Below are 20,480 nucleotides of genomic sequence, written 5' to 3' on the forward strand. Positions count from 1 at the left end.
CTTCTAAGGCGCCACCGCGTCGTTCAATCGGAGACAACATGCCTATCACCCGTCGCACCTTCACCTCGGCCGCAGCGGTCGCCTCGAGCACCGTCCTCTTGCCGCGCTTCGCCAGGGCCGCCGACTTCAATTACAAGTACGCGAACAATCTTCCGCTCTCGCATCCGGTCAACGTCCGCGCCAAGGTGGCGATGGACAAGATCAGGGAAGAGACGAGCGGACGCGTCTCGATCGAAATCTTTCCTAACTCGCAACTCGGCTCCGACAGCGACGTGCTGAGCCAAGTGCGCTCGGGTGGCGTGGACTTCTTCACGCTGGCTGGAGCGCTTCTTGCGACCTTGGTGCCAGTTGCGGCGATCGACGGAGTGCCGTTCGTATTCAAGGACTACGCTGCTGTCTGGAAGGCGGTCGACGGGAACCTCGGGAAACTGATCCGCAGCGAAATCGCCAAGGTCAATCTGGTCGCTATGGACAAGCAATGGGACAACGGGTTTCACCAGATCACCACCAAGTCCACAGAGATCAATAGTCCCAAGGACATGAAAGGATTGAAGATCCGTACCGGTGCGAGTGCCCTCCAGGTGCAGATGTGCACCGCGCTTGGTGCCTCCCCTACCAGCATCAGCTTCAATGAGCTCTACACAGCACTGCAGACCGGCGTGGTGGATGCCCAACTCAACGCGCTGGTGATCGTGAAGAACGCCAAGCTGTACGAGGTTCAGAAGCATTGCGCACTGACCAACCACATGTGGAGCGGATTTTGGTTCCTGGCCAACAAGAAATCCTGGGAGAAGATGCCAGAGAACATCCGCGCAATCGTGGCAAGCAACCTCAATGCTGCGGCAGTTGCTGAACGCGCCGACATCGAATCATCGAACCGGAGCCTGGAGGCAGAGCTTTCGACTCTTGGCATGAAGTTCGCCCGTCCCGACCCTGCGCCCTTTCGCGCCCAACTGGCTCAAGCCGGGTTCTATCGCGATTGGAAAGCCAAATTCGGAGCGTCCGCGTGGGAAGCGCTTGAGGCGTCGGTGGGCAATCTCGCGTGATCTCAAATTCATCTGCAAGCGGGTTTCGACCGCTGGCCTTCGTAACAGGTGGGGCGTCCGGAATTGGGTTGGCCGTCACGCGGCATCTTGCATCTCTCGGCTGGGAGGTCATCGCCGCCGACATGAACGAGGAGGCCTTGAGGAGGCTCCAACTCGAAGCAGATAGCGCGCAGGGGTCGGGCTTGTTCCGAGGCTTGAAGCTGGACATCTCCGATGAGACGTCCGTCAAGGCGGTCTTCGAGTCGATGGATTGCTCACGCTTGCGCGGTGTCGTCAACTCGGCCGGCATCGGCCAAAGCGTGCCGTTTCTCGAGACCGGCCTCGACTTGCTCCGCCGAACCATTGAAGTCAACCTGATCGGCACATTTCTCGTCTCCCAGATTGCCGCGAGAGCGATGGTCGAGTCTGGAGGTGGATCGATTGTGAACATTTCGTCGGGATCGGCGCTGCGAGGTAACGCCGGACGCGCCGCCTATGGGGCGTCGAAAGGGGGCGTGGAAGTCCTCACCAAGGTCATGTCGGTCGAACTCGCGAAGCGAGGAGTGCGAGTCAACACAGTTGCTCCTGGCCCGATCGAGACGCCGCTCGTCCTTTCGATGCACTCCGCCGAAGATCGATCCCGTGCACTCCGCTCAGTGCCACAGGGGCGGTATGGGCGAGCCGAAGACGTTGCGAAGGCTGTGGCGTTTCTGCTTGACGGAGATCAATCGGCATACATAACCGGCTGCACGCTCGCCGTGGACGGGGGATTCGCTTCGGCCGGCTCGTTTAACATCACGTCCGACTAAGGAGTCCCCGGAAACCGTCTGCATCATGGAAGTTTTGAATGGCTGATCTGCAGCTGCATCGCATCCGCGCGATCGCGGTTTCCGTCGGGAGCCTCGCTGAAAAACTCATGCTTGCAGAGGTGGGGATCTCCGTGATGGAGGCGAGGGTACTTCAGACGCTTCGCGCTTTTCCGGCGAGCACTGCGACCGAGGTCGCTGGTCGAATCCTCCTGACCACCGTTCAAGTCGGCAGGTCCGTGGCTCGACTGAAGAAACTCGGCTTGCTGAAAGTCGAGCCGCACGCACTGGATGGGCGGGCCTTGCATCTCGAACTGACGGCCGCGGGAGAAATAGCTCATGCCGCTGCAGTGAATGTGACGGCAGCAGTCCAAGCGTGGACTATCCGAGATCTTTCCCGCGAGGAATGGATTCAGCTTGATTTGCTGCTGAACAAGCTGGTCGAGAGTTCGCAGTACGGCGAGAGAGATATTCGCTCCCTCCAAACCGTTGTCTCCGAGAAACAAACTTCTGCGAAGAGAGCCGCAAAGAAGACGCCTGCGGCTGCGGCCGCAGGTGGGTGATGCGTGAAAATCCATGGAGACGAGCGACCGAGGAAGCGTACTGCCGCCGGAGATTCGTGGTGAACAGTTCTCGAGTCAGATCAGTCCAAGCTGGAGATCGGACCGATGAAGGGGCGATCAGAGTAGTCTGGAACTCACGGCGTGCGTGAACGCCCCAAGGGCCTCGCCGGCGCAGCGCGGCGGTCGCGCGCTCAGAGCTTGTAAAACTCGCGGATGATCTCCCAGGCCTCGCCCGGCTCGTCGACGACGTGGAACAGCGCCAGGTCCTCGGGCGAGATGGCGCCTTCCTCGACCAGCACGTCCCAGTGCAGCAGGCGGCTCCAGTAGTCGCGCCCGCACAGCACGATGGGCACGGGCTTGGCCTTGCGGGTCTGCACCAGGGTGAGCACTTCGAACAGCTCGTCCAGCGTGCCGAAGCCGCCGGGGAAGGCCACCAGCGCCTTGGCGCGCATCATGAAGTGCATCTTGCGCAGCGCGAAGTAGTGGAACTTGAAGCTCAGTTCGCGCGTGACGTAGGGGTTGCCCGACTGCTCGTGCGGCAGGGCGATGTTCAGGCCGATGGAGGGCACGCCGACGTCGTGCGCGCCGCGGTTGGCGGCCTCCATCACGCCGGGGCCGCCGCCGGTGCAGATGGTGAGCTTCTCCTCTGGCGGCAGGCGCAGGCTGTGGGTGGCGACGAGGCGGCCGAACTCGCGCGCGGCCTCGTAGTAGCGGGCGTTGCGCACGGCGCGCTCGGCATGCCGCAGCGCCTCGGCATCGCCGCTGGCGCGCGCGGCGGCCAGGCGCTCGGCGGCCTGTTCGGGCGAGACGAAGCGGGCGCTGCCGTAGACGACGACGGTGCTCTCGATGCCGGCCTCCTGCAGGTCGAGGTCGGGCTTGAGCAGTTCGAGCTGGAAGCGGATGCCGCGCGTCTCGCGCCGCAGCAGGAACTCGGGGTCGGCGAAGGCCAGGCGGTAGGCATCGGCCTGCAGCGGCTCGCCGCGGTCGGCATGGGCCTGCAACTCGGCCCAGGCGTCGGCCAGGGGGGAGCGGGCGCTGTCCTTGATGTCTTCGGTGGTTTCCATGGTGCGCTATTCTATTGGTAGCTGCTGGCGCTTGCCAGATGCGCGCTGGAATGCGAAAAGGCCCCGAAGTTCGGGGCCTTTTCGCAGCGTGGGGCAGAGGCGCCTCAGACGCGCTTGCGGTATTCGCCGGTGCGCGTGTCGATCTCGATCTTGTCGCCCTGGCTGACGAACAGGGGCACCGGCACTTCGAAGCCGGTGGCGATCTTGGCGGGCTTGAGCACCTTGCCCGAGGTGTCGCCCTTGACGGCGGGCTCGGTCCAGGTGATCTCGCGCTCCACGCTGGTGGGCAGCTCGACGGAGATGGCCTTGCCGTCGTAGAACACCACTTCGACGGCCATGCCGTCTTCCAGGTAGTTCAGCGCGTCGCCCATGTTGCCGGCCTCGACTTCATACTGGTTGTACTCGGCGTCCATGAACACGTACATGGGGTCGGCGAAGTAGGAGTAGGTGCAGTCCTTGTGGTCGAGGATGACCTGGTCCATCTTGTCGTCGGCCTTGAAGACGACTTCGGTGCCCATGTTGTTGAGCAGCGCCTTGAGCTTCATGCGCACGGTGGCGGCGCCGCGGCCGCCGCGGGCGTATTCGGTCTTGAGGACGATCATCGGATCCTTGCCGTGCATGACGACGTTGCCGGCGCGGATTTCCTGGGCGATTTTCATGAGAGTGGTTCCCGTGTTGGAGAGTGAGCGAGAGGGCCGCTCGTGCACCGGGGAGGGGAGGCTTCAGGGCGCGCTGCGGCGAGGAGACGATTGCGAGCGTCGGGCGCTTTTTCGCAAAGCCTTGAATTCTAACGTTTTTCGGCCACGAACCTGAGCAATTGGGTGGCGAGGTCGTCCTGCGCCAGCAGCCGCTGGCGCGCCGCCAGGGCGCAGGCGCGCCACACGGGCAGGTCGGGGGCGGGCAGGGGGCCAGGCGCGGTGCCGTTCCACACGCGGTGGAAATCGGCGAGCGACGCGGGGGCTTCGAGCCAGCGCAGGAAGGCTTCCAGCTTGGCGTGGTGCGCGTCGTCGTGCTGCGGGTAGATGTGCCACACGAAGGGCGCGCCGGCCCACAGGGCGCGCACCAGCGAGTCCTCGCCGCGCACGAAGTTGAGGTCGCACGACCAGAGCAGGTGGTCGTAGCCGGGCTGCGTGAGGTAGGGGAGGTATGAAATCGATAGCTGCTCGCGCTTGACTGGCGGGCGCTGGAGGCTGTTTTCGCTTGAAAGCACCGCAGCGCTGGCGCGCCCGGCGGTGGCCAGCAGGCGCGTGGGCGCGGGCGCCTCGCGCAACTGCGCCAGCCATTCACCCAGGGCCGGTGGCTCGTAGCAGAACAGCGAGACCAGCGGCTCGCCCTGCCATTCGATGCCTTGTCCACGCAGCCAGGCCGCGCGGTCGAAGGCGGCCTGCCGCGCAGGCAGGTCCGGTTCGCGCAGCAGGCCGCCGGTGCGCGGCGTGAAGCCGGGGTAGAAGAACCACTTGGTCCAGCCCGCCGCCGGCCCATGCAGCACGGGCGAGGGCAGGGCGTGCATGCGCTCCACCCAGGGTTCGGCGCTGAGGTATTCGAGGTTGATCCAGACGGGGGGCGGGTTTTCAATGCCATTTTGGCCTCTGGCGCCCGACAGGCAAGCGCCGGCAGCTATGAATTCGGGAGCTATCTCGCAGCCGAAGGCTTCCACCCACACGTCGGCGAGCGGCAGCGCGGCCAGAACGCCGGGCGACAGTGAGTCCGCCCAGGGCAGCACCCGCACGCTGTCCACGCGGCCTTGCCGGGCGCCGGGCGCCATCCAGTCCAGCGCGCTGGCGTCGTCCACCCACAGCCGCACCTGCTGCCCGCGCTCGGCCAACTGGCGCGCCAGGCGCCAGCACACGCCCAGGTCGCCGTGGTTGTCGATCACGCGGCAGAAGATGTCCCACAACGCTGAGGTGCGGGCGTGCGGAGGCAGCGGCATGGCGTTAATATAACAACCGTTAAAACATGAGGATCACGCCATGACCGCACTGAAACTGACCCAGATCGGCAACTCCGTGGGCCTGATCCTGCCCAAGGAACTGCTCGCCCGCCTCAAGCTGGAGAAGGGCGACACGGTGTTCGTGACCGAGGCGGCGAACGGCGTCAACCTGTCGCCCTACGACCCCACGCTGGAAGATGAACTGGCGCTGGGCCGCGAGTTCATGCGCGAGTACCGCGACACGTTTCACCAGCTTGCCAAATGACGGGCGGCTGGTCCTTCATCAGCCGCCGAGCGCTGGAACTGCTGCACGACGAGAGCCTGGCCGAGCACGGCGGGCGTCCCGGCCTGCGGGACGAGGGTCTGCTGGAATCGGCATTGGCGCGCCCGCTGCAATTGCTGGCATATGGTGAGCCCGACGTGGCCGCGCTGGCGGCGGCCTATGCGTTCGGCCTGGTGCGCAACCACGCGTTCGTCGATGGCAACAAGCGGGCGGCTTTTTTGGCCGCCGGCTTGTTTCTGGGGCTCAACGGCTGGCGTTTGCAGGCCACGCAGGTGGAGGCGACCCGCACCATGCTCGCCCTCGCCGCCGGCGACCTGCCCGAGGACGCCTTCGCCGACTGGCTGCGCCAGCATATCCAGCCGCGCCAGTCATGAGCGAAGCGCCCGCGCCCGCAGAAGCCAAATCCACCGGCCACGGCCCCGAACTGCTGGCCCAGGTCGCCGCGCTGCCCCCGCTGCCCGGCGTCTACCGCTACTTCGACGCGGCGGGCAGCGTGCTGTACGTGGGCAAGGCGCGCAACCTGAAGAAGCGCGTGTCCAGCTACTTCGGCCGCGACCACGGCGGCACGCGCATCGGCCACATGGTGGGCAAGATCGCGCGCCTGGAGACCACGGTGGTGCGCTCCGAGGCCGAGGCGCTGATCCTCGAAAACAACCTCATCAAGCAGCTCGCGCCCAAGTACAACATCCTCTTCCGCGACGACAAGAGCTACCCCTATCTGAAGTTGACGGGGACTGGCCGCTTCGTCCCCGACCTTGACCCCGGCGCGCCCAGTCCACAGGCCTACGCCCGCATGGCCTACTACCGCGGCGCCACCGACAAGCGGCACCGCTACTTCGGTCCCTACCCGGGCGCCTGGGCGGTGAAGGAGACCATCCAGCTGATGCAGAAGGTGTTCCGCCTGCGCACCTGCGAGGACACCGTGTTCGCCCACCGCACGCGGCCCTGCCTGCTCTACCAGATCAAGCGCTGCACCGGCCCCTGCGTGCGCCTCATCAGCGCCGAGGACTACGCCGCCGACGTGGCGCAGGCCGAGCGTTTCCTGCGCGGCGAGACGCACGACCTGCTGAAGGACATGGAGCGCCGCATGATGGCGCACGCCGAGGCGCTGGAGTTCGAGCAGGCGGCCGACATCCGCAACCAGATCGGCGCGCTGTCGAAGGTGCTGCACCAGCAGGCGGTGGAGGTGGGCGGCGACGCCGACGTGGACATCCTCGCCGTCAAGGTGCAGGGCGGGCGCGCCTGCGTCAACCTGGCGATGGTGCGCGGCGGCCGCCACCTGGGCGACCGCGCCTACTTCCCCAGCCACGTGGAAGACGCGCAGGGGCTGGCCTTCGACGACGGCGACGCCGAGCTGCCCACCATCGAGGCGCAGGTGCTCGACGCCTTCGTCGCCCAGCACTACCTGGGCACGCCCGCGCCGGCGCAGCTCATCACCAGCGAGCCGGTGTCGCAGTCGCTCCTGCAGACGCTGGCCGACAAGGAGGAGGCGCGCATCAGCGCCACCCACGCTCCGCGCGGGCAGCGCCGCGTGTGGCTGGAGATGGCGCAGCAGAACGCCGCCCTGCAACTGGCCCGCCTGCTGGCCGAGGAGGGCTCGCAGCAGGCGCGCACGCGCGCGCTGGCCGAGGCGCTGGACCTGCCCGTGGAGAACCTCGACGACCTGCGCATCGAATGCTTCGACATCAGCCACACCGCTGGCGAGGCCACGCAGGCCAGCTGCGTGGTGTTCCAGGGCCACCGCATGGTCAGCAGCGAATACCGGCGCTACAAGATCGAAGGCATCACCCCCGGCGACGACTACGCCGCCATGCGCCAGGTGCTGGAGCGCCGCTACGGCAAGATCGCCGAGGCGCTGAGCGAGCAGGGCGACGTGCAGCTCACCCGCGCCGCGCGCATGCCCGACCTGGTGCTGGTCGACGGCGGCAAGGGCCAGGTGGCGATGGCGCGCGAGGTGTTCGAGCGCCTGGGGCTGGACCTGTCGCTGATCGTCGGCGTGGAGAAGGGCGAGGGCCGCAAGGTCGGCCTGGAGGAGCTGGTGTTCGCCGACGGGCGCGAGAAGGTGTCCCTGGGCAAGGACTCCGCCGCGCTGATGCTGGTGGCGCAGATCCGTGACGAGGCGCACCGCTTCGCCATTACCGGCATGCGCGCGCAGCGCGCCAAGGTGCGCGTGGGCGGCAGCCGCATCGAGGAGATCCCCGGCGTCGGCCCGCGCAAGCGCGCGCGCCTGTTGCAGCGCTTCGGCGGCGTGCGCGGCGTGGAGGCGGCCAGCGTGCAGGAACTGGCGACGGTGGAGGGTATCTCTCGCTCCTTGGCCGAAGAGATCTACCGCGCCTTGCATTGAGATGCGGCTTATGGATCAAATCGGCCTCCAGCGCCCGTCCAGCAAGCGCTGGCAGCTATTCTTATCGTAGTATCCGGTATGCTGCGGCACGTCATGCCGCCGTGCCACAATCGCCGCCATGTTCTTCACCATACCCACCTTGCTGACGTGGACGCGCATCGTCGCCATCCCGCTCATCGTGGGCGTGTTCTATTGGCCGATGGAGCCGCGCACGGCCAACCTGGTGGCCACGGTGATGTTCGTCGTCTTCGCCTGGACGGATTGGCTGGACGGCTACCTGGCGCGCAAGCTGAACCAGACCTCGGCCTTCGGCGCCTTCCTCGATCCGGTGGCCGACAAGTTCCTCGTCTGCGCCACGCTGCTGGTGCTGGTGCACCTGCGGCGCACCGACGTGTTCGTGGCGCTGATCATCATCGGCCGCGAGATCGCCATCTCCGCCCTGCGCGAGTGGATGGCCAAGATCGGCGCCAGCAGGAGCGTGGCCGTGCACATGCTGGGCAAGCTCAAGACCACCTTCCAGATGGTGGCCATGCCCTTCCTGCTGTACGACGGCCGGCTGCTGGGCGTGATCGACACGCGCTGGTGGGGCAACGTGCTGATCTGGATCGCCGCCGTGCTGACGGTGTGGTCGATGGTCTATTACCTGCAAAAAGCCCTGCCCGAAATTCGCGCGCGAGTCCGGTGAGTTCATGAGTGCGCGCGGCGACGGCGACACCACGGCCCTGCTCATCCGCCTGATGCCGGCGGTGTTCGTGCTGATCTGGGCCACCGGCTTCATCGTGGCGCGCTACGGCATGCCGCATGCGCCGCCATTCACCTTCCTGCTGTACCGCTACCTGTTCTCCATCGCCTGCTTCCTGGTCTGGATCGCCGCCGCCGGCGTGCGCTGGCCGCGCGACCGCGCCGAATGGGTGCACCTGGGCGTGACGGGCGTGCTGATGCACGCCGGCTACCTGGGTGGCGTGTGGGCCGCGGTGAAGGACGGCATGGGCTCGGGCCTGTCGGCGCTGATCGTCGGCATCCAGCCGGTGCTGACGGCGATCTGGCTGTCGGCCACCGGCGCGGGCAGCCACCGCGTCACCGGGCGGCAGTGGCTGGGCCTGCTGCTGGGTTTCGCCGGGCTGGTGCTGGTGGTCTCGCGCAAGCTCACCTACGCCAGCCCGGGCGACCACGTCACCTGGGTCAACTTCTCATGGGCGCTGCTGGCGCTGCTCTGCATCACCGCCGGCACGCTCTACCAGAAGCGCTTCGTCAAGCCCTGCGACGTGCGCACCGCCAACACCGTGCAATTGTTGGCAGCCGCCCTCGTCACGCTGCCGCTGGCGCTGCTGGAGGCCGAGCCGTTCCGCTGGAGCCTGGAATCGGTCGGCGCCATGGCGTGGTCGGTGCTCGGGCTCACGCTGGGCGGCAGCTCGCTGCTGTACCTGCTGATCCAGCGCGGCGCCGCGGCCAGCGTCGCCAGCCTGATGTACCTCGTGCCGCCCACCACGGCGCTGATGGCCTGGGTGCTGTTCGGCGAGCCGATCACCGCGCTCACCATCGCCGGCATCGCGCTCACTGCTTTCGGCGTGGCCTTGGTGGTGCGGCCTGGGGCGCCGCGCGCGCGCTGAGTCGCACGCTGCATGCAATGCATCACGCGTGGCCGCGAAATCTGCGAATTGTTGTTGTGCCGTCGCCCGCCCAGGGCGAATGTGGACTGTGGGCCTGCAATTGGGTCTAGAATGCATCGCTCGTTGAGCGGGCTTTGCCGGGCGCAGACTCGGCGCCAGCCCGCATCGTCAGGCCGCGAACAGGGGGGAGGATGGGCGAGGCCCTCCAGACGCTCTGAAATCGCTTTACGAATTCCTGATTCCTGTCAATAAGAGGGGCACTTACGTGAACAAGACCGAGTTGATCGAACACATCGCCAAGAACGCCGACATCTCCAAGGCTGCCGCCACGCGCGCCCTGGAGGCGACCATCGGCGCCGTCAAGACCACGCTGCGCAAGGGGGGCACCGTGTCGCTGGTGGGCTTCGGCACCTTCGCCGTCGGCAAGCGCGCGGCACGCTCGGGCCGCAATCCCCGCACCGGCGCAACGATTAAAATCAAGTCCGCCAAGGTACCCAAGTTCCGTCCCGGCAAGGCGCTGAAGGACGCTCTGAACTGACCCTTTTCAGGACGGGTGCTTAGCTCAGTTGGTAGAGCGGCGCCCTTACAAGGCGTAGGTCGGGGGTTCGAACCCCTCAGCACCCACCAGTCGAAGCAAAGGCGAACCCTGGTTCGCCTTTTTCCTTTTCCAAGCCATCCTCAGAGTCGCGTTCATGTTCGATTTCGTTCGCCGTCACACCAAAATCATCATGGGCGTGCTGTTCCTGCTGGTGATTCCATCGTTCGTGCTGTTCGGCATCGAGGGCTACACGCGATTCAATGAAGGCGCCAGCAAGGTAGCGGTGGTCGATGGCAAGAGCATCACCCAGACCGAATGGGACAACGCGCACCGGCAGGACATCGACCGCATGCGCGCCGCCAATCCCACCGCCGACCTGAGTCTGCTCGACTCGCCAGCCGTCAAGTACGCCACGCTGGAGCGCCTGGTGCGCGAGCGCGTGCTGGCCGCCGCCGCGGCCCACGAGCACCTGACGGTGTCCGACCAGCGCCTGGCCGCCGAACTGGCGCAAGATCCCAACATCGCCGCGCTGCGCCGCGCCGACGGCTCGCTCGACATGGACCAGTACCGCCGGCTGGTCGCCAATCAAGGTCTCACCCCCGAGGGCTTCGAGGCGCGCGTGCGCGCCGACATGGCGGCCAACCAGGTGCTGGGCGGCGTGATCAATTCCGAGTTGCTCAGCCCGGCGCAGGCCGACGTGGCCATGGGCGCCTTCCTGGAACGGCGCGAGGTGCGCGTGCAGCGCTTCGCGCCCGCCGGCTACACCGCCAGGCTGAACCCGAGCGACGCCGACCTGGAGGCGTTCTACAAGGCCAACCTGGCGCGCTACCAGGCGCCCGAGTCGGCGCGCATCGAGTACGTGGTGCTCGACCTCGACACCGTGAAGAAGGGCGTCGCCGTCAGCGAACAGGACCTGCGCGCCTATTACGACCAGAATGCCCCCGCGCTCGGCAAACCCGAAGAGCGCCGCGCCAGCCACATCCTGATCAACGCGCCCAAGGACGCACCCGCCGCCGAGCGCGAGAAGGCCAAGGCCACCGCCACCGAGCTGCTGGCTCAGCTGCGCAAGGCGCCCGGCACCTTCGCCGACGTCGCGCGCAAGTCCTCGCAGGACGACGCCAGCGCCCCGAGCGGCGGCGACCTGGGCTTCTTCCAGCGCGACAAGGGCATCGATCCAACCCTCTCCAAGACCACCTACGCGCTGGCCAAAGCCGGCGACATCAGCGACGTGGTGGAGAGCGACTTCGGCTACCACATCGTGCGGCTCACCGAACTCAAGCCCGCTGAAGTGCCCCCGTTCGAGAAGCTCCGCCCGCAGCTGGAAGATCAACTGCGCACGCAGCAGGCGCAGAAGGCGTTTGGCGAGTTGGCCGAGGCGTTCACCAATGGCGTGTACGAGCAGTCCGACAGCCTGCGGCCCATCGCCGACAAGCTGAAGCTCACCGTGCACACGGCCGATGGCGTCAAGCACACGCCCGCCCCCGGCGCTACCGGCGCGCTGGCCAACGCCAAGTTCCTGAACGCCTTGTTCAGCACCGATTCGCTGGAGAAGAAGCGCAACACCGAGGCCGTGGAGATTGGGGCCAACCAGTTGGTGTCCGGCCGCGTGGTGGCGTACACCGCCGCCCACGCCCGCCCGCTGGCCGAGGTGCAGGCCGACGTTCGCCAAGCCTTCCTGAACGAGCGCGGCGCCGCGCTGGCCCGCGAGGACGGCCAGGCCAAGCTCAAGGCATGGACCGCCCAGCCGAACACCGCGACCAGCCTGCCGGCGGCCGTGGTGGTATCGCGCGATGCGCCGCAGGACCAGCCGCCGCAACTGCTCGAAGCCGTGCTGCGCGCCGACCCGGCCAAGCTGCCCGTCTTCGTGGGCGTGGATCTGGGGGCCGAGGGCTACGCCGTGGCGCGCGTGGACAAGGTGCTGCCCAAGGCCGAGCAGGACGCCGAGGTCGCCGCCCAGACCCGCCAGCGCTACGCGCAGCTCTGGGCGAGTGCCGAGGCGCGCCAGTACTACGAGCTGCTGAAGGCGCGCTACAAGACCGCCATCCTGGTGCCCGCGCCAGCCGGCCAGGCGGCGCGCTGAGGCGGGGAAACCGCCGGGCAAAGAAAAAGGCCCCGCAGGGCCTTGATTCTTAAGCGATTTCGGTGGGGTGGCTGATGGGACTCGAACCCACGACAACCAGGATCACAACCTGGGACTCTACCAACTGAGCTACAGCCACCGTCGTGAATTGCGGATTATAGCGCGACGGCTGAAAGAAAGGGCCCCACGGGGCCCTTTCATGCGTTGGCGCCGCTTGAGGGCGCTGCCTTGAGGTCAGTCGTTGCTGCTGGTGATGCCCAGGATGGCCAGCAGGCTCTGGAACACGTTGAAGATGTCCAGGTACAGCGCCAGCGTGGCGCTGATGTAGTTGGTCTCGCCGCCGTCCAGGATGCGCTTGAGGTCGTACAGCATGAACAGGCTGAACACGCCGATGGCCAGGGTGCTGATGACCAGCATGCCGACGGTGGAGCCGACGAACACGTTGACGACGGCGCCCACCAGGATCACCAGCGCGCCGACGAACAGCCATTTGCCCAGGCCCGACAGGTCGCGCTTGATGACGCTGGCCAGGCTGGCCATGACGAAGAACACGCCGGCGGTGCCGCCGATGGCGGTCATCACCAGGTCGCTGCCATTCTTCAGGCCCAGCACGGCGCCGATCAGGCGCGAGAGCATCAGGCCCATGAAGAAGGTGAAGGCCAGCAGCACCGGCACCCCGGCGGCGGAGTTCTTGGTCTTCTCGATGGCGAACATGAAGCCGAAGGCGCCGGCCAGGAACACGATCAGTCCCACGCCGCCGCTGAGGCTGCGGGTGATGCCGGTGCTGACGCCGATCCAGGCGCCCAGCACCGTGGGCAGCAGGCTCAGCGCCAGCAGCCAGTAGGTGTTGCGCAGGACCTTGTTGCGCTGCTCCTGGGAAACGAGGCCGCCATGCGCGGCGTCGGCGTAGGACAGGGTTTGCAAGCGGTCGTTCATGGCGGGGCGGGCTCCTTGTGGGATGGCATGGGGCCGCCACCGCGGCGGCCTCGTGCATGCATTCTACGTAGAGCCGGTGCCGGCGAGAAAATTCCCTTCGGAATCAAAAGGTTGGCGTGCGGTTAGGATCGGGCGGCACAACCAGGAAACCAGCCATGAAAACCAAGCACTTTCTCGAATCCGCCGACGTGAAGGCCATTGCCGCCGCCGCCGAGGCGCAGGCGCTCAAGCACCAGTGGGCGGTGACGATCGCCATCGTGGACGATGGCGGCCACCTGCTGCACCTGCACCGCCTGGACGGCGCGGCACCGGTCAGCGCCCACATCGCGCAGGCCAAGGCGCGCACGGCGGCGCTGGGGCGGCGCGACAGCAAGGGCTACGAGGACATGATCAATGGTGGCCGCACGGCCTTCCTGTCGGCGCCGGCCATCGACGGCCTGCTGGAGGGCGGCGTGCCGATCATGAAGGATGGCCAATGCCTGGGCGCCGTGGGCGTGAGCGGCGTGAAGGCCCCCGAGGACGCCCAGGTGGCGCAGGCGGGCGTGGCGGCGCTGGCGTCCTGACCAGCCCAGGGATTGCAAGTGTTTTAGGCCCCCAGCGCCCATCCAGCAAGCGCTGGCAGCTATTTTTAGGATAGCGAAAGGCTGGTTCAGTAGCTCAGCCGTTCGGGCCGGATCTCCTGCAGGATGGTGGTGGCGATCTCCTCGATCGACTTGGTGGTGGTCGAGAGCCAGCGGATGCCGGCGCGCCGCATCATGGCCTCGGCCTCGGCGACCTCCATGCGGCAGTTCTCGATACTGGCGTAGCGTGAATTGGGGCGGCGCTCGGCGCGGATCTCGGCCAGCCGCTCGGGGGCGATGGTCAGGCCGAAGATCTTCTTGCGGTGCGGCACCAGCGCCGGGGGCAGCTGGCGGCGCTCGAAGTCTTCCGGGACCAGCGGGTAGTTGGCCGCCTTCAGCCCGTACTGCATGGCCAGGTACAGGCTGGTGGGGGTCTTGCCGCTGCGGCTGACGCCGGCCAGGATGACGTCGGCCGTCTCCAGGTCGCCGTTGCTCTGGCCGTCGTCGTGCGCCAGGCTGTAGTTGATGGCCTCGATGCGGTCGTGGTAGGCGCGGCTCTTGCTCACGTCCGAGAAGCGCCCCACGCGGTGGTGGCTCTTGATGCCGATCTCGTGCTCGATCGGCGCCACGAAGGTGCCGAACATGTCCAGCAGCATGCCGCGGCAGCCCGCCTGCAGCACGCCGAGCACCTCCATGTCCACCAGGGTGCTGAAGACGATCGGGCGCTTGCCCTCCACCTCGTAGGTGTGGTTGATGCGGCGTACCGCCTGGTGCGCCTTGTCGGGTGTGTCTATGAAGGGCAGGCGCACGTGGTGCGGCTGGAAGTCGAACTGGGCGAGGATGGCATTGCCGAAGGTCTCGGCGGTGATGCCGGTGCCGTCGGAGACGAAGAACACGGTGCGGTCGGGCATGGGGCGGGTGGCCGGCGGAAAAGGTGCCGGCGTCCCTACAATCATGCCCCATGTGCACGCGCGCCTCGCCCGCAACGGCCCACAGAACAGCAACAGGCCACCGCCGCGCCCTCCCGTTTTCAAACTCCGGAGCTTTCCCATGTCAGCACTTTTCGAGCCGACCGCCCTGGTCGTGCCTTTCGAGCAACTCAGAATGACCGATGTCGAGGCGGTCGGCGGCAAGAACGCCAGCCTCGGCGAGTTGATTTCCCAACTGCCGCAGGGCGTGCGCGTGCCCACGGGCTTCGCCACCACGGCGCACGCGTTCCGCCAGTTCCTGGCCCATGGCGGGCTGGCCGGGCGCATCAGCGCGCGTCTGGCCGCGCTCGACACCGACGACGTGCGCGCCCTGGCCGAGGCTGGCGCCGAGATCCGCGGCTGGGTCGAAAGCCAGCCCTTTCCGGCCGACCTGGAGAAGGCCGTGCGCGACGCCTTCGCCACGCTGTCGGCCGGCAACCTTGAGGCCAGCTTCGCCGTGCGCTCCTCCGCCACCGCCGAGGACCTGCCCGACGCCTCGTTCGCCGGCCAGCAGGAGACCTTCCTGAACGTGGTCGGCACCGAGCAGGTGCTGCACAAGATGAAGGAAGTGTTCGCCAGCCTCTACAACGACCGCGCCATCAGCTACCGCGTGCACAAGGGCTTCGCGCACGACGTGGTGGCACTGTCGGCCGGCGTGCAGCGCATGGTGCGCAGCGACCTGGGCGCGGCGGGCGTGATGTTCACCATCGACACCGAGTCGGGCTTCGACCAGGTGGTGTTCATCACCAGCAGCTACGGCCTGGGCGAGACGGTGGTGCAGGGCGCCGTGAACCCGGACGAGTTCTACGTGCACAAGCCGATGTTGGCGGCCGGTAAGCGGGCGGTGATCCGCCGCAACCTGGGCAGCAAGCTGCTCCAGATGGTGTTCGCCACGCCCGCCGAGAAGGCCGCTGACGGCAAGCTGGTCAAGACCGTGGACGTGCCCACGGAGCAGCGCAACCGCTATTCGCTGACCGACGCCGAGGTGGAACAGCTCGCGCGCTACGCGCTGGTGATCGAGCAGCACTACGGCCGCCCGATGGACATCGAATGGGGCAAGGACGGCCAGGACGGCCAGATCTACATCCTGCAAGCGCGCCCCGAGACGGTGAAGAGCCAGCAGCAGGGCCGCACCGAGCAGCGCTACAAGCTGAAAGGCAGCAGCGCCGTGCTGGCCGAGGGCCGCGCCATCGGCCAGAAGATCGGCACCGGCCCGGTGCGGCTGGTGAACGACATCGGCCAGATGGACACCGTGCAGCCCGGCGACGTGCTGGTCACCGACATGACCGACCCCAACTGGGAGCCCGTGATGAAGCGCGCCAGCGCCATCGTCACCAACCGCGGCGGACGCACCTGCCACGCGGCCATCATCGCGCGCGAGCTGGGTATCCCCGCCGTGGTGGGCGCCGGCAACGCCACCGAGGTGCTGAAGGACGGCACCCTGGTCACCGTGAGCTGCGCCGAGGGCGACACCGGCCGCATCTACGACGGCCTGCTGGAAACGGAGGTGACCGAAGTGCAGCGCGGCGAGATGCCGCCCATCGCCACCAAGATCATGATGAACGTGGGCAACCCGCAGCTCGCCTTCGACTTCGCGCAACTGCCCAACGAAGGCGTGGGCCTGGCGCGGCTGGAGTTCATCATCAACAACAACATCGGCGTGCACCCCAAGGCCATCCTCGACTACCCGCAGGTCGATGCCGACCTGAAGAAGGCGGTGGAGAGCGTGGCGCGCGGCCACGCCAGCCCGCGCGCCTTCTACGTCGACAAGGTGGCCGAGGGCGTGGCGACCATCGCCGCCGCGTTCTGGCCCAAGCCCGTCATCGTGCGGCTGTCGGACTTCAAGAGCAACGAGTACCGCAAGCTGATCGGCGGCAGCCGCTACGAACCCGAGGAGGAGAACCCCATGCTGGGCTTCCGCGGCGCGGCGCGCTACATCAGCACCGACTTCGCCGAAGCCTTTGCCATGGAGTGCGAGGCCATCAAGCGCGTGCGCGACGAGATGGGCTTGGCCAACGTGCAGGTCATGGTGCCCTTCGTGCGCACGCTGGGCCAGGCCGAGCGCGTCACCGGGCTGCTGGCCGCGCACGGCCTGAAGCGCGGCGAGAACGAACTGAAGCTGATCATGATGTGCGAGGTGCCCAGCAACGCCGTGCTGGCCGACGAGTTCCTGGCGTTCTTCGACGGCTTCTCGGTCGGCTCCAACGACCTGACGCAGCTCACGCTGGGGCTCGACCGCGACTCGGGCCTGGAACTGCTGGCGGCCGACTTCGACGAGCGCGACCCGGCCGTGCAGGCCCTGCTCAAGCGGGCCATCGACGCCTGCAAGCGCCAGGGCAAGTACGTCGGCATCTGCGGCCAGGGGCCCAGCGACCACCCGGACTTCGCGCAGTGGCTGGCGCGCGAGGGTATTTCGTCGATCTCGCTCAACCCCGACAGCGTGATCGGCACCTGGCAACTGCTCGCGGTGAAATGACCCACGCCCGTGTCTCCACGCGCTGCGCGCTGTCGCGCCTCCCTTCCTCGAGGGGGTGCGTCGGCATGGCCTTCCGCGCCTTCGGGATTCGCGCGCTCCGGGCGGCGCGCGACGCCATGGGGCGCTGAGACGCCCGACTTGCGCCATGCAGCCCGCTGACGACCTCCGCCTGCCGCGCGGCGCGGCCTGGGTGCGTGCCGCGCTGCTGGCGCTGTGGGCGGCGGCGTCCTTCGGCGTGGCCTTCTTCGCGCGCGACATCGACCTGTTCGTTGCCCGCTGGCCGCTGAACTTCTGGCTGCTGGCGCAGGGGGGCGTGCTGGTGTTCCTGCTGATCGTGATGGTCTACGCCTGGGTCATGAACCAGGCCGACCGCGCGCAGGCGCCCGGCGAGCGCGCCGAGGGCGATGGACGATAAGGCCGCCGGCACCGGTTACCTGTGGCGGCTGCATCGCCATCTGCTGCTGTTCGTCCTCGGCTTCATCGTCTTCCTGCTGCTGATGGCCTGGGCCGAGCGCGCGGGGCTGTCGCGCGGGTGGATCGGGCCGATCTTCCTGTTCCTGTCGGTGATGGTGTATGCCGCCATCGGGATCTACGCGCGCACCACTGACCCGGAGGATTTCTACGTCGCTGGCCGCCGCATCCCGCCCATGTACAACGGCATGGCCACGGCGGCGGACTGGATCAGCGCGGCCTCCTTCATCAGCCTGGCCGGCGCGCTGTACCTGCAAGGCTTTTCGGGCACCGCATCGCAGCCGGGTGGGCTGGCCTACGTGCTGGGCTGGACGGGCGGCTTCTGCCTGGTGGGCCTCTTGATCGCGCCGCGCCTGCGCGCCATGCGCCTCTACACCGTGCCCGACTTCTTCGCCCAGCGCTTCGGCGGCCGCTGGCCGCGTCTGCTGGCGGCGGCGGGGGCGGTGATGTGCTCGTTCATGTACGTGGTGGCGCAGATCTACGGCATCGGCCTGATCGCCTCGCGGCTGACCGGCGTGCAGTTCGAGATCGGCATCCTGCTGGGGCTGGGCGGGGTGCTGCTGTGCAGCTTCCTGGGCGGCATGCGCGCCATCACCTGGACCCAGGTGGTGCAGTACGTGGTGCTGCTGCTGGCGTTCCTGATCCCGGTGTCGTGGCTGGCGTACAAGCAGCTCGGCAATCCGGTGGCGCCGGTGGTCTACGGCGAGCAGTTGTACAAGATCGAGCTGCTGGAGCAGGAACTGGTCGCCGCCCCGGCCGAGCTGGAGGTGCGGCGCTTCTACGCCGAGCGCGCGCGCGACTACGCCGCGCGCCTGCGCGACCCGGCCGCCGCGCTGGCGCGCGAGCGCGCCCTGCTGGACGAACGCATCCGCATGCTGCGCGCGCAGGGCGCGGACTTCTCGCTGGTGCTGGCGGCGCGGCGCGCGCTGGCCGCGCTACCACGCGACGAGGCCAGCGCGCGCGAGCAATGGAGCCGCGCCATGCTGGAGGCGCAGGAGCGCGCCCAGCCGCTGGCCGGCCTGCCGCGCCACAGCCAGGCCTTCGCCGGCAAGCCCGATGGCACGCCGGCCGAGCGGGCGGCGTTCAACACCTCGCGCCTGAACTTCCTGGCGCTGATGTTCTGCCTGATGGTGGGCACGGCCAGCCTGCCGCACCTGCTGACCCGCTTCTACACCACGCCCAGCGTGGCCGACACGCGGCGCTCGGTGGCCTGGTCGCTGCTGTTCGTCGCCCTGGTGTACCTGGGCGCGCCGGCGCTGGCGGTGCTGGTCAAGTACGAGATCATGCAGGGGCTGGTGGGCAGCAGCTTCGACGACCTGCCCAACTGGATCGCCCAGTGGGCGCACGTCGATCCGGGGCTCATCTCGGTGCAGGACGTGAACGGCGACCGCATTTTGCAGTTCGGCGAGATCCGCCTGGGCGCCGACATGATCATGCTGGCCACGCCCGAGCTGGGCGGCATGCCCTACGTGGTGTCGGGCCTGGTGGCGGCGGGCGGCCTGGCGGCGGCGCTGTCCACCGCCGACGGCCTGCTGCTGACCATCAGCAACGCGCTGGTGTACGACATGCCGCCGCGCCGCGAGGGCGCGCCCGCGGTGTCGGAGAACCGGGTGATCCTGTCGAAGTTCGCCCTGCTGGCGGTGGCCATGGTGGCGGCGGCGGTGGCGGCGCTGAAGCCGGCGGAGATCATCTCGCTGGTCACCGCCTCGTTCTCTCTGGCGGCGGCCACCTTCTTTCCGGCCCTGGTCACGGGCCTGTTCTGGCCGCGCGCCACCGGCCGCGCCGTGGTGGCCGGCATGGCGGCAGGCGTGGGCGTGACGGTGCTGTACATGCTGCTGGCCAGCCCCGGCCTGCGCGCCGGCTGGGGGCTGCCGCCGGGCGGGCCGTGGTGGGGCATCCACCCGGTGTCGGCCGGTTTCTTCGGCGTGCCGGCGGGCTTCGCGGTGATCGTGCTGGTGTCGTGGTGGGACGGCTGGCAGCGCGCCCGTTTGCTATCAACAAAGTAGCTTCTGGCGCTTGCTGGGCGGGCGCTGGAGGCTGATTTGGCTTGAAACCTTCTATGCGGGCGCGGCGTCGTCCTCGCCCAGGAAGCCGCCGCGCTGACCACGTCCACCACCTGCTCGCCGTCGAACACCGCGCGCGGCTGGAAGGTCTGGAAGTCGAGCGCGCCCTGCTCGCGCCGGTTGGCGCGCAGCTGCTGGGCCACCGAGTCCTGCGTGCGCAGCTGCTGGTCCATGCCGGGCACGCGGTCGGCGGCCTCGGGCAGCGGGCCGTCGCCGGTGAGCCAGGCGGACACCGCGTCGTAAGCCAGCTGCGCCTTGTTGTGCACGCGCGCGCGGCGGATGGTGCTGCGCGCCAGCGCGCCGTCGGGCTGGAAGACCATCTCGGTCACCACGGCCAGGCGCACCTGGTTCGGGTTGAGCGAGGTGAGGTCGGTGGAGAGCTTCTCGGGCAGCATCGGGAAGATGCGCGCCGAGGTGTAGACGCTGGTGGTGTTGATCTGCGCGTGGCGGTCGAGCGGGGTGTCCTTGGCCACCAGCACGTCCACGTCGGCCACGGCCACCAGGATGCGCACCGCGCCATCCGGCAGCACCTCGCTGGCGGTGAGCTGGTCGAGGTCGCGCGAGTCGTCGTTGTCGATCGAGCACCAGGGCAGGGCGGTCAGGTCCACCACGTTGGGGCCGTCCTGGCCCGGCTCGTCGATGGCGCCCAACTGGCGCAGGGCGTCGCGCGAGAACTCGGGCGCCAGCCCGCGCTCGCGCATGGCGGCCACGGCCAGTTCGGCCAGTTCTTCTTTTTGGTGGGGGTGCAGCGCCATGAAAAACT

At 67.7% G+C, this 20,480-nt stretch carries 19 protein-coding genes, 2 tRNA genes and 1 pseudogene; 15 read left to right on the forward strand and 7 right to left on the reverse strand.

Annotated features, from left to right (window positions below):
- Positions 1 to 38: 38 nt before the first annotated feature.
- The 3 genes from QM772_RS16820 to QM772_RS16830 are packed head-to-tail and all read left to right on the forward strand — an operon-like array spanning position 39 to position 2,394.
- Positions 39 to 1,046 carry a TRAP transporter substrate-binding protein gene (locus QM772_RS16820; RefSeq protein WP_415138485.1) on the forward strand — a complete coding sequence of 336 codons (1,008 nt, stop codon included), beginning with the start codon at positions 39 to 41 and terminating at the stop codon, positions 1,044 to 1,046.
- Positions 1,043 to 1,834, forward strand: coding sequence for an SDR family NAD(P)-dependent oxidoreductase (locus tag QM772_RS16825; RefSeq protein WP_415138487.1), 792 nt, complete (start codon positions 1,043 to 1,045; stop codon positions 1,832 to 1,834). Before QM772_RS16820 ends, QM772_RS16825 begins: the two co-directional genes overlap by 4 nt.
- A gap of 38 nt (positions 1,835 to 1,872) precedes the next feature.
- A complete protein-coding gene (locus QM772_RS16830) occupies positions 1,873 to 2,394 on the forward strand; it encodes a MarR family winged helix-turn-helix transcriptional regulator (protein ID WP_415138489.1) in 522 nt (173 codons plus the stop codon).
- Between the two features lie 191 nt (positions 2,395 to 2,585).
- Here the strand turns inward: QM772_RS16830 and QM772_RS16835 are convergent, their stop codons facing one another.
- The 3 genes from QM772_RS16835 to earP all read right to left on the reverse strand — a co-directional run bounded on the left by QM772_RS16835 (position 2,586) and on the right by earP (position 5,388).
- Complete coding sequence (locus QM772_RS16835; protein ID WP_415138491.1) at positions 2,586 to 3,458, reverse strand: TIGR00730 family Rossman fold protein; 873 nt, start codon at positions 3,456 to 3,458, stop codon at positions 2,586 to 2,588.
- Between the two features lie 104 nt (positions 3,459 to 3,562).
- Positions 3,563 to 4,117 (reverse strand): elongation factor P, encoded by a 555-nt coding sequence (efp, locus tag QM772_RS16840; protein ID WP_415138493.1) that lies wholly within the window; start codon positions 4,115 to 4,117, stop codon positions 3,563 to 3,565.
- 128 nt (positions 4,118 to 4,245) lie between these two features.
- Positions 4,246 to 5,388, reverse strand: coding sequence for an elongation factor P maturation arginine rhamnosyltransferase EarP (earP, locus tag QM772_RS16845; RefSeq protein WP_415138495.1), 1,143 nt, complete (start codon positions 5,386 to 5,388; stop codon positions 4,246 to 4,248).
- 40 nt (positions 5,389 to 5,428) lie between these two features.
- Between earP and QM772_RS16850 the strand changes: the two genes are divergently transcribed.
- From QM772_RS16850 to QM772_RS16885, 8 genes are all read left to right on the forward strand, one after another.
- Positions 5,429 to 5,653 (forward strand): AbrB/MazE/SpoVT family DNA-binding domain-containing protein, encoded by a 225-nt coding sequence (locus QM772_RS16850; protein ID WP_415138497.1) that lies wholly within the window; start codon positions 5,429 to 5,431, stop codon positions 5,651 to 5,653.
- Positions 5,650 to 6,045 (forward strand): type II toxin-antitoxin system death-on-curing family toxin, encoded by a 396-nt coding sequence (locus tag QM772_RS16855; protein ID WP_415138499.1) that lies wholly within the window; start codon positions 5,650 to 5,652, stop codon positions 6,043 to 6,045. The genes QM772_RS16850 and QM772_RS16855 overlap by 4 nt, the downstream gene beginning before the upstream one ends.
- On the forward strand, positions 6,042 to 8,015 hold the full coding sequence (gene uvrC / locus QM772_RS16860; protein ID WP_415138501.1) for an excinuclease ABC subunit UvrC: 1,974 nt from the start codon (positions 6,042 to 6,044) through the stop codon (positions 8,013 to 8,015). Before QM772_RS16855 ends, uvrC begins: the two co-directional genes overlap by 4 nt.
- A gap of 118 nt (positions 8,016 to 8,133) precedes the next feature.
- Entirely contained in the window at positions 8,134 to 8,700 is a 567-nt protein-coding gene (pgsA, locus tag QM772_RS16865; protein ID WP_415138503.1) for a CDP-diacylglycerol--glycerol-3-phosphate 3-phosphatidyltransferase, read from the forward strand.
- Positions 8,701 to 8,704: 4 nt separating this feature from the next.
- Positions 8,705 to 9,625: a DMT family transporter gene (locus tag QM772_RS16870; RefSeq protein ID WP_415138505.1), complete on the forward strand. Its 921-nt coding sequence runs from the start codon at positions 8,705 to 8,707 to the stop codon at positions 9,623 to 9,625.
- Between the two features lie 265 nt (positions 9,626 to 9,890).
- A complete protein-coding gene (locus QM772_RS16875) occupies positions 9,891 to 10,163 on the forward strand; it encodes an HU family DNA-binding protein (protein WP_415138507.1) in 273 nt (90 codons plus the stop codon).
- Positions 10,164 to 10,176: 13 nt separating this feature from the next.
- A tRNA-Val gene (locus QM772_RS16880) sits at positions 10,177 to 10,252 on the forward strand.
- Positions 10,253 to 10,317: 65 nt separating this feature from the next.
- Positions 10,318 to 12,243, forward strand: coding sequence for a SurA N-terminal domain-containing protein (locus tag QM772_RS16885; protein WP_415138509.1), 1,926 nt, complete (start codon positions 10,318 to 10,320; stop codon positions 12,241 to 12,243).
- A gap of 63 nt (positions 12,244 to 12,306) precedes the next feature.
- Here the strand turns inward: QM772_RS16885 and QM772_RS16890 are convergent.
- A tRNA-His gene (locus QM772_RS16890) sits at positions 12,307 to 12,382 on the reverse strand.
- 95 nt (positions 12,383 to 12,477) lie between these two features.
- A complete protein-coding gene (locus QM772_RS16895) occupies positions 12,478 to 13,179 on the reverse strand; it encodes a Bax inhibitor-1/YccA family protein (protein ID WP_415138511.1) in 702 nt (233 codons plus the stop codon).
- 155 nt (positions 13,180 to 13,334) lie between these two features.
- On the opposite strand from QM772_RS16895, the gene QM772_RS16900 reads away from it, so the two are divergent.
- Positions 13,335 to 13,742: a heme-binding protein gene (locus QM772_RS16900; protein WP_415138513.1), complete on the forward strand. Its 408-nt coding sequence runs from the start codon at positions 13,335 to 13,337 to the stop codon at positions 13,740 to 13,742.
- An 86-nt stretch (positions 13,743 to 13,828) separates the two neighbouring features.
- Here QM772_RS16900 and QM772_RS16905 read toward each other — a convergent pair whose 3' ends face one another.
- A complete protein-coding gene (locus QM772_RS16905; protein WP_415138515.1) occupies positions 13,829 to 14,650 on the reverse strand; it encodes a pyruvate, water dikinase regulatory protein in 822 nt (273 codons plus the stop codon).
- 139 nt (positions 14,651 to 14,789) lie between these two features.
- On the opposite strand from QM772_RS16905, the gene ppsA reads away from it, so the two are divergent.
- The 3 genes from ppsA to QM772_RS16920 all read left to right on the forward strand — a co-directional run bounded on the left by ppsA (position 14,790) and on the right by QM772_RS16920 (position 19,660).
- Complete coding sequence (gene ppsA / locus QM772_RS16910; RefSeq protein WP_415138517.1) at positions 14,790 to 17,183, forward strand: phosphoenolpyruvate synthase; 2,394 nt, start codon at positions 14,790 to 14,792, stop codon at positions 17,181 to 17,183.
- Positions 17,184 to 17,328: 145 nt separating this feature from the next.
- Positions 17,329 to 17,598 carry a DUF4212 domain-containing protein gene (locus QM772_RS16915; protein ID WP_415138519.1) on the forward strand — a complete coding sequence of 90 codons (270 nt, stop codon included), beginning with the start codon at positions 17,329 to 17,331 and terminating at the stop codon, positions 17,596 to 17,598.
- Positions 17,588 to 19,660, forward strand: a complete 2,073-nt coding sequence (locus tag QM772_RS16920) for a VC_2705 family sodium/solute symporter (protein ID WP_415138521.1) — start codon at positions 17,588 to 17,590, stop codon at positions 19,658 to 19,660. Before QM772_RS16915 ends, QM772_RS16920 begins: the two co-directional genes overlap by 11 nt.
- Before the next feature lie 101 nt (positions 19,661 to 19,761).
- Here QM772_RS16920 and QM772_RS16925 read toward each other — a convergent pair.
- Positions 19,762 to 20,472, reverse strand: a pseudogene (locus QM772_RS16925) (RNB domain-containing ribonuclease); the annotation flags it as partial.
- Positions 20,473 to 20,480: the final 8 nt, after the last annotated feature.

Source organism: Ottowia sp., from assembly GCF_047601385.1.
Taxonomy (GTDB): domain Bacteria; phylum Pseudomonadota; class Gammaproteobacteria; order Burkholderiales; family Burkholderiaceae_C; genus Ottowia.

Excerpts from the sequence above, each read along its gene's own strand:
- QM772_RS16820 (WP_415138485.1), top strand. The coding sequence starts at position 39 with ATGCCTATCACCCGTCGCACCTTCACCTCGGCCGCAGCGGTCGCCTCG.
- QM772_RS16830 (WP_415138489.1), top strand. The coding sequence starts at position 1,873 with ATGGCTGATCTGCAGCTGCATCGCATCCGCGCGATCGCGGTTTCCGTC.
- QM772_RS16835 (WP_415138491.1), bottom strand. The coding sequence starts at position 3,458 with ATGGAAACCACCGAAGACATCAAGGACAGCGCCCGCTCCCCCCTGGCC.
- efp (WP_415138493.1), bottom strand. The coding sequence starts at position 4,117 with ATGAAAATCGCCCAGGAAATCCGCGCCGGCAACGTCGTCATGCACGGC.
- earP (WP_415138495.1), bottom strand. The coding sequence starts at position 5,388 with ATGCCGCTGCCTCCGCACGCCCGCACCTCAGCGTTGTGGGACATCTTC.
- QM772_RS16850 (WP_415138497.1), top strand. The coding sequence starts at position 5,429 with ATGACCGCACTGAAACTGACCCAGATCGGCAACTCCGTGGGCCTGATC.
- QM772_RS16855 (WP_415138499.1), top strand. The coding sequence starts at position 5,650 with ATGACGGGCGGCTGGTCCTTCATCAGCCGCCGAGCGCTGGAACTGCTG.
- uvrC (WP_415138501.1), top strand. The coding sequence starts at position 6,042 with ATGAGCGAAGCGCCCGCGCCCGCAGAAGCCAAATCCACCGGCCACGGC.
- pgsA (WP_415138503.1), top strand. The coding sequence starts at position 8,134 with ATGTTCTTCACCATACCCACCTTGCTGACGTGGACGCGCATCGTCGCC.
- QM772_RS16870 (WP_415138505.1), top strand. The coding sequence starts at position 8,705 with ATGAGTGCGCGCGGCGACGGCGACACCACGGCCCTGCTCATCCGCCTG.
- QM772_RS16885 (WP_415138509.1), top strand. The coding sequence starts at position 10,318 with ATGTTCGATTTCGTTCGCCGTCACACCAAAATCATCATGGGCGTGCTG.
- QM772_RS16895 (WP_415138511.1), bottom strand. The coding sequence starts at position 13,179 with ATGAACGACCGCTTGCAAACCCTGTCCTACGCCGACGCCGCGCATGGC.
- QM772_RS16900 (WP_415138513.1), top strand. The coding sequence starts at position 13,335 with ATGAAAACCAAGCACTTTCTCGAATCCGCCGACGTGAAGGCCATTGCC.
- QM772_RS16905 (WP_415138515.1), bottom strand. The coding sequence starts at position 14,650 with ATGCCCGACCGCACCGTGTTCTTCGTCTCCGACGGCACCGGCATCACC.
- ppsA (WP_415138517.1), top strand. The coding sequence starts at position 14,790 with ATGTCAGCACTTTTCGAGCCGACCGCCCTGGTCGTGCCTTTCGAGCAA.
- QM772_RS16915 (WP_415138519.1), top strand. The coding sequence starts at position 17,329 with ATGCAGCCCGCTGACGACCTCCGCCTGCCGCGCGGCGCGGCCTGGGTG.
- QM772_RS16920 (WP_415138521.1), top strand. The coding sequence starts at position 17,588 with ATGGACGATAAGGCCGCCGGCACCGGTTACCTGTGGCGGCTGCATCGC.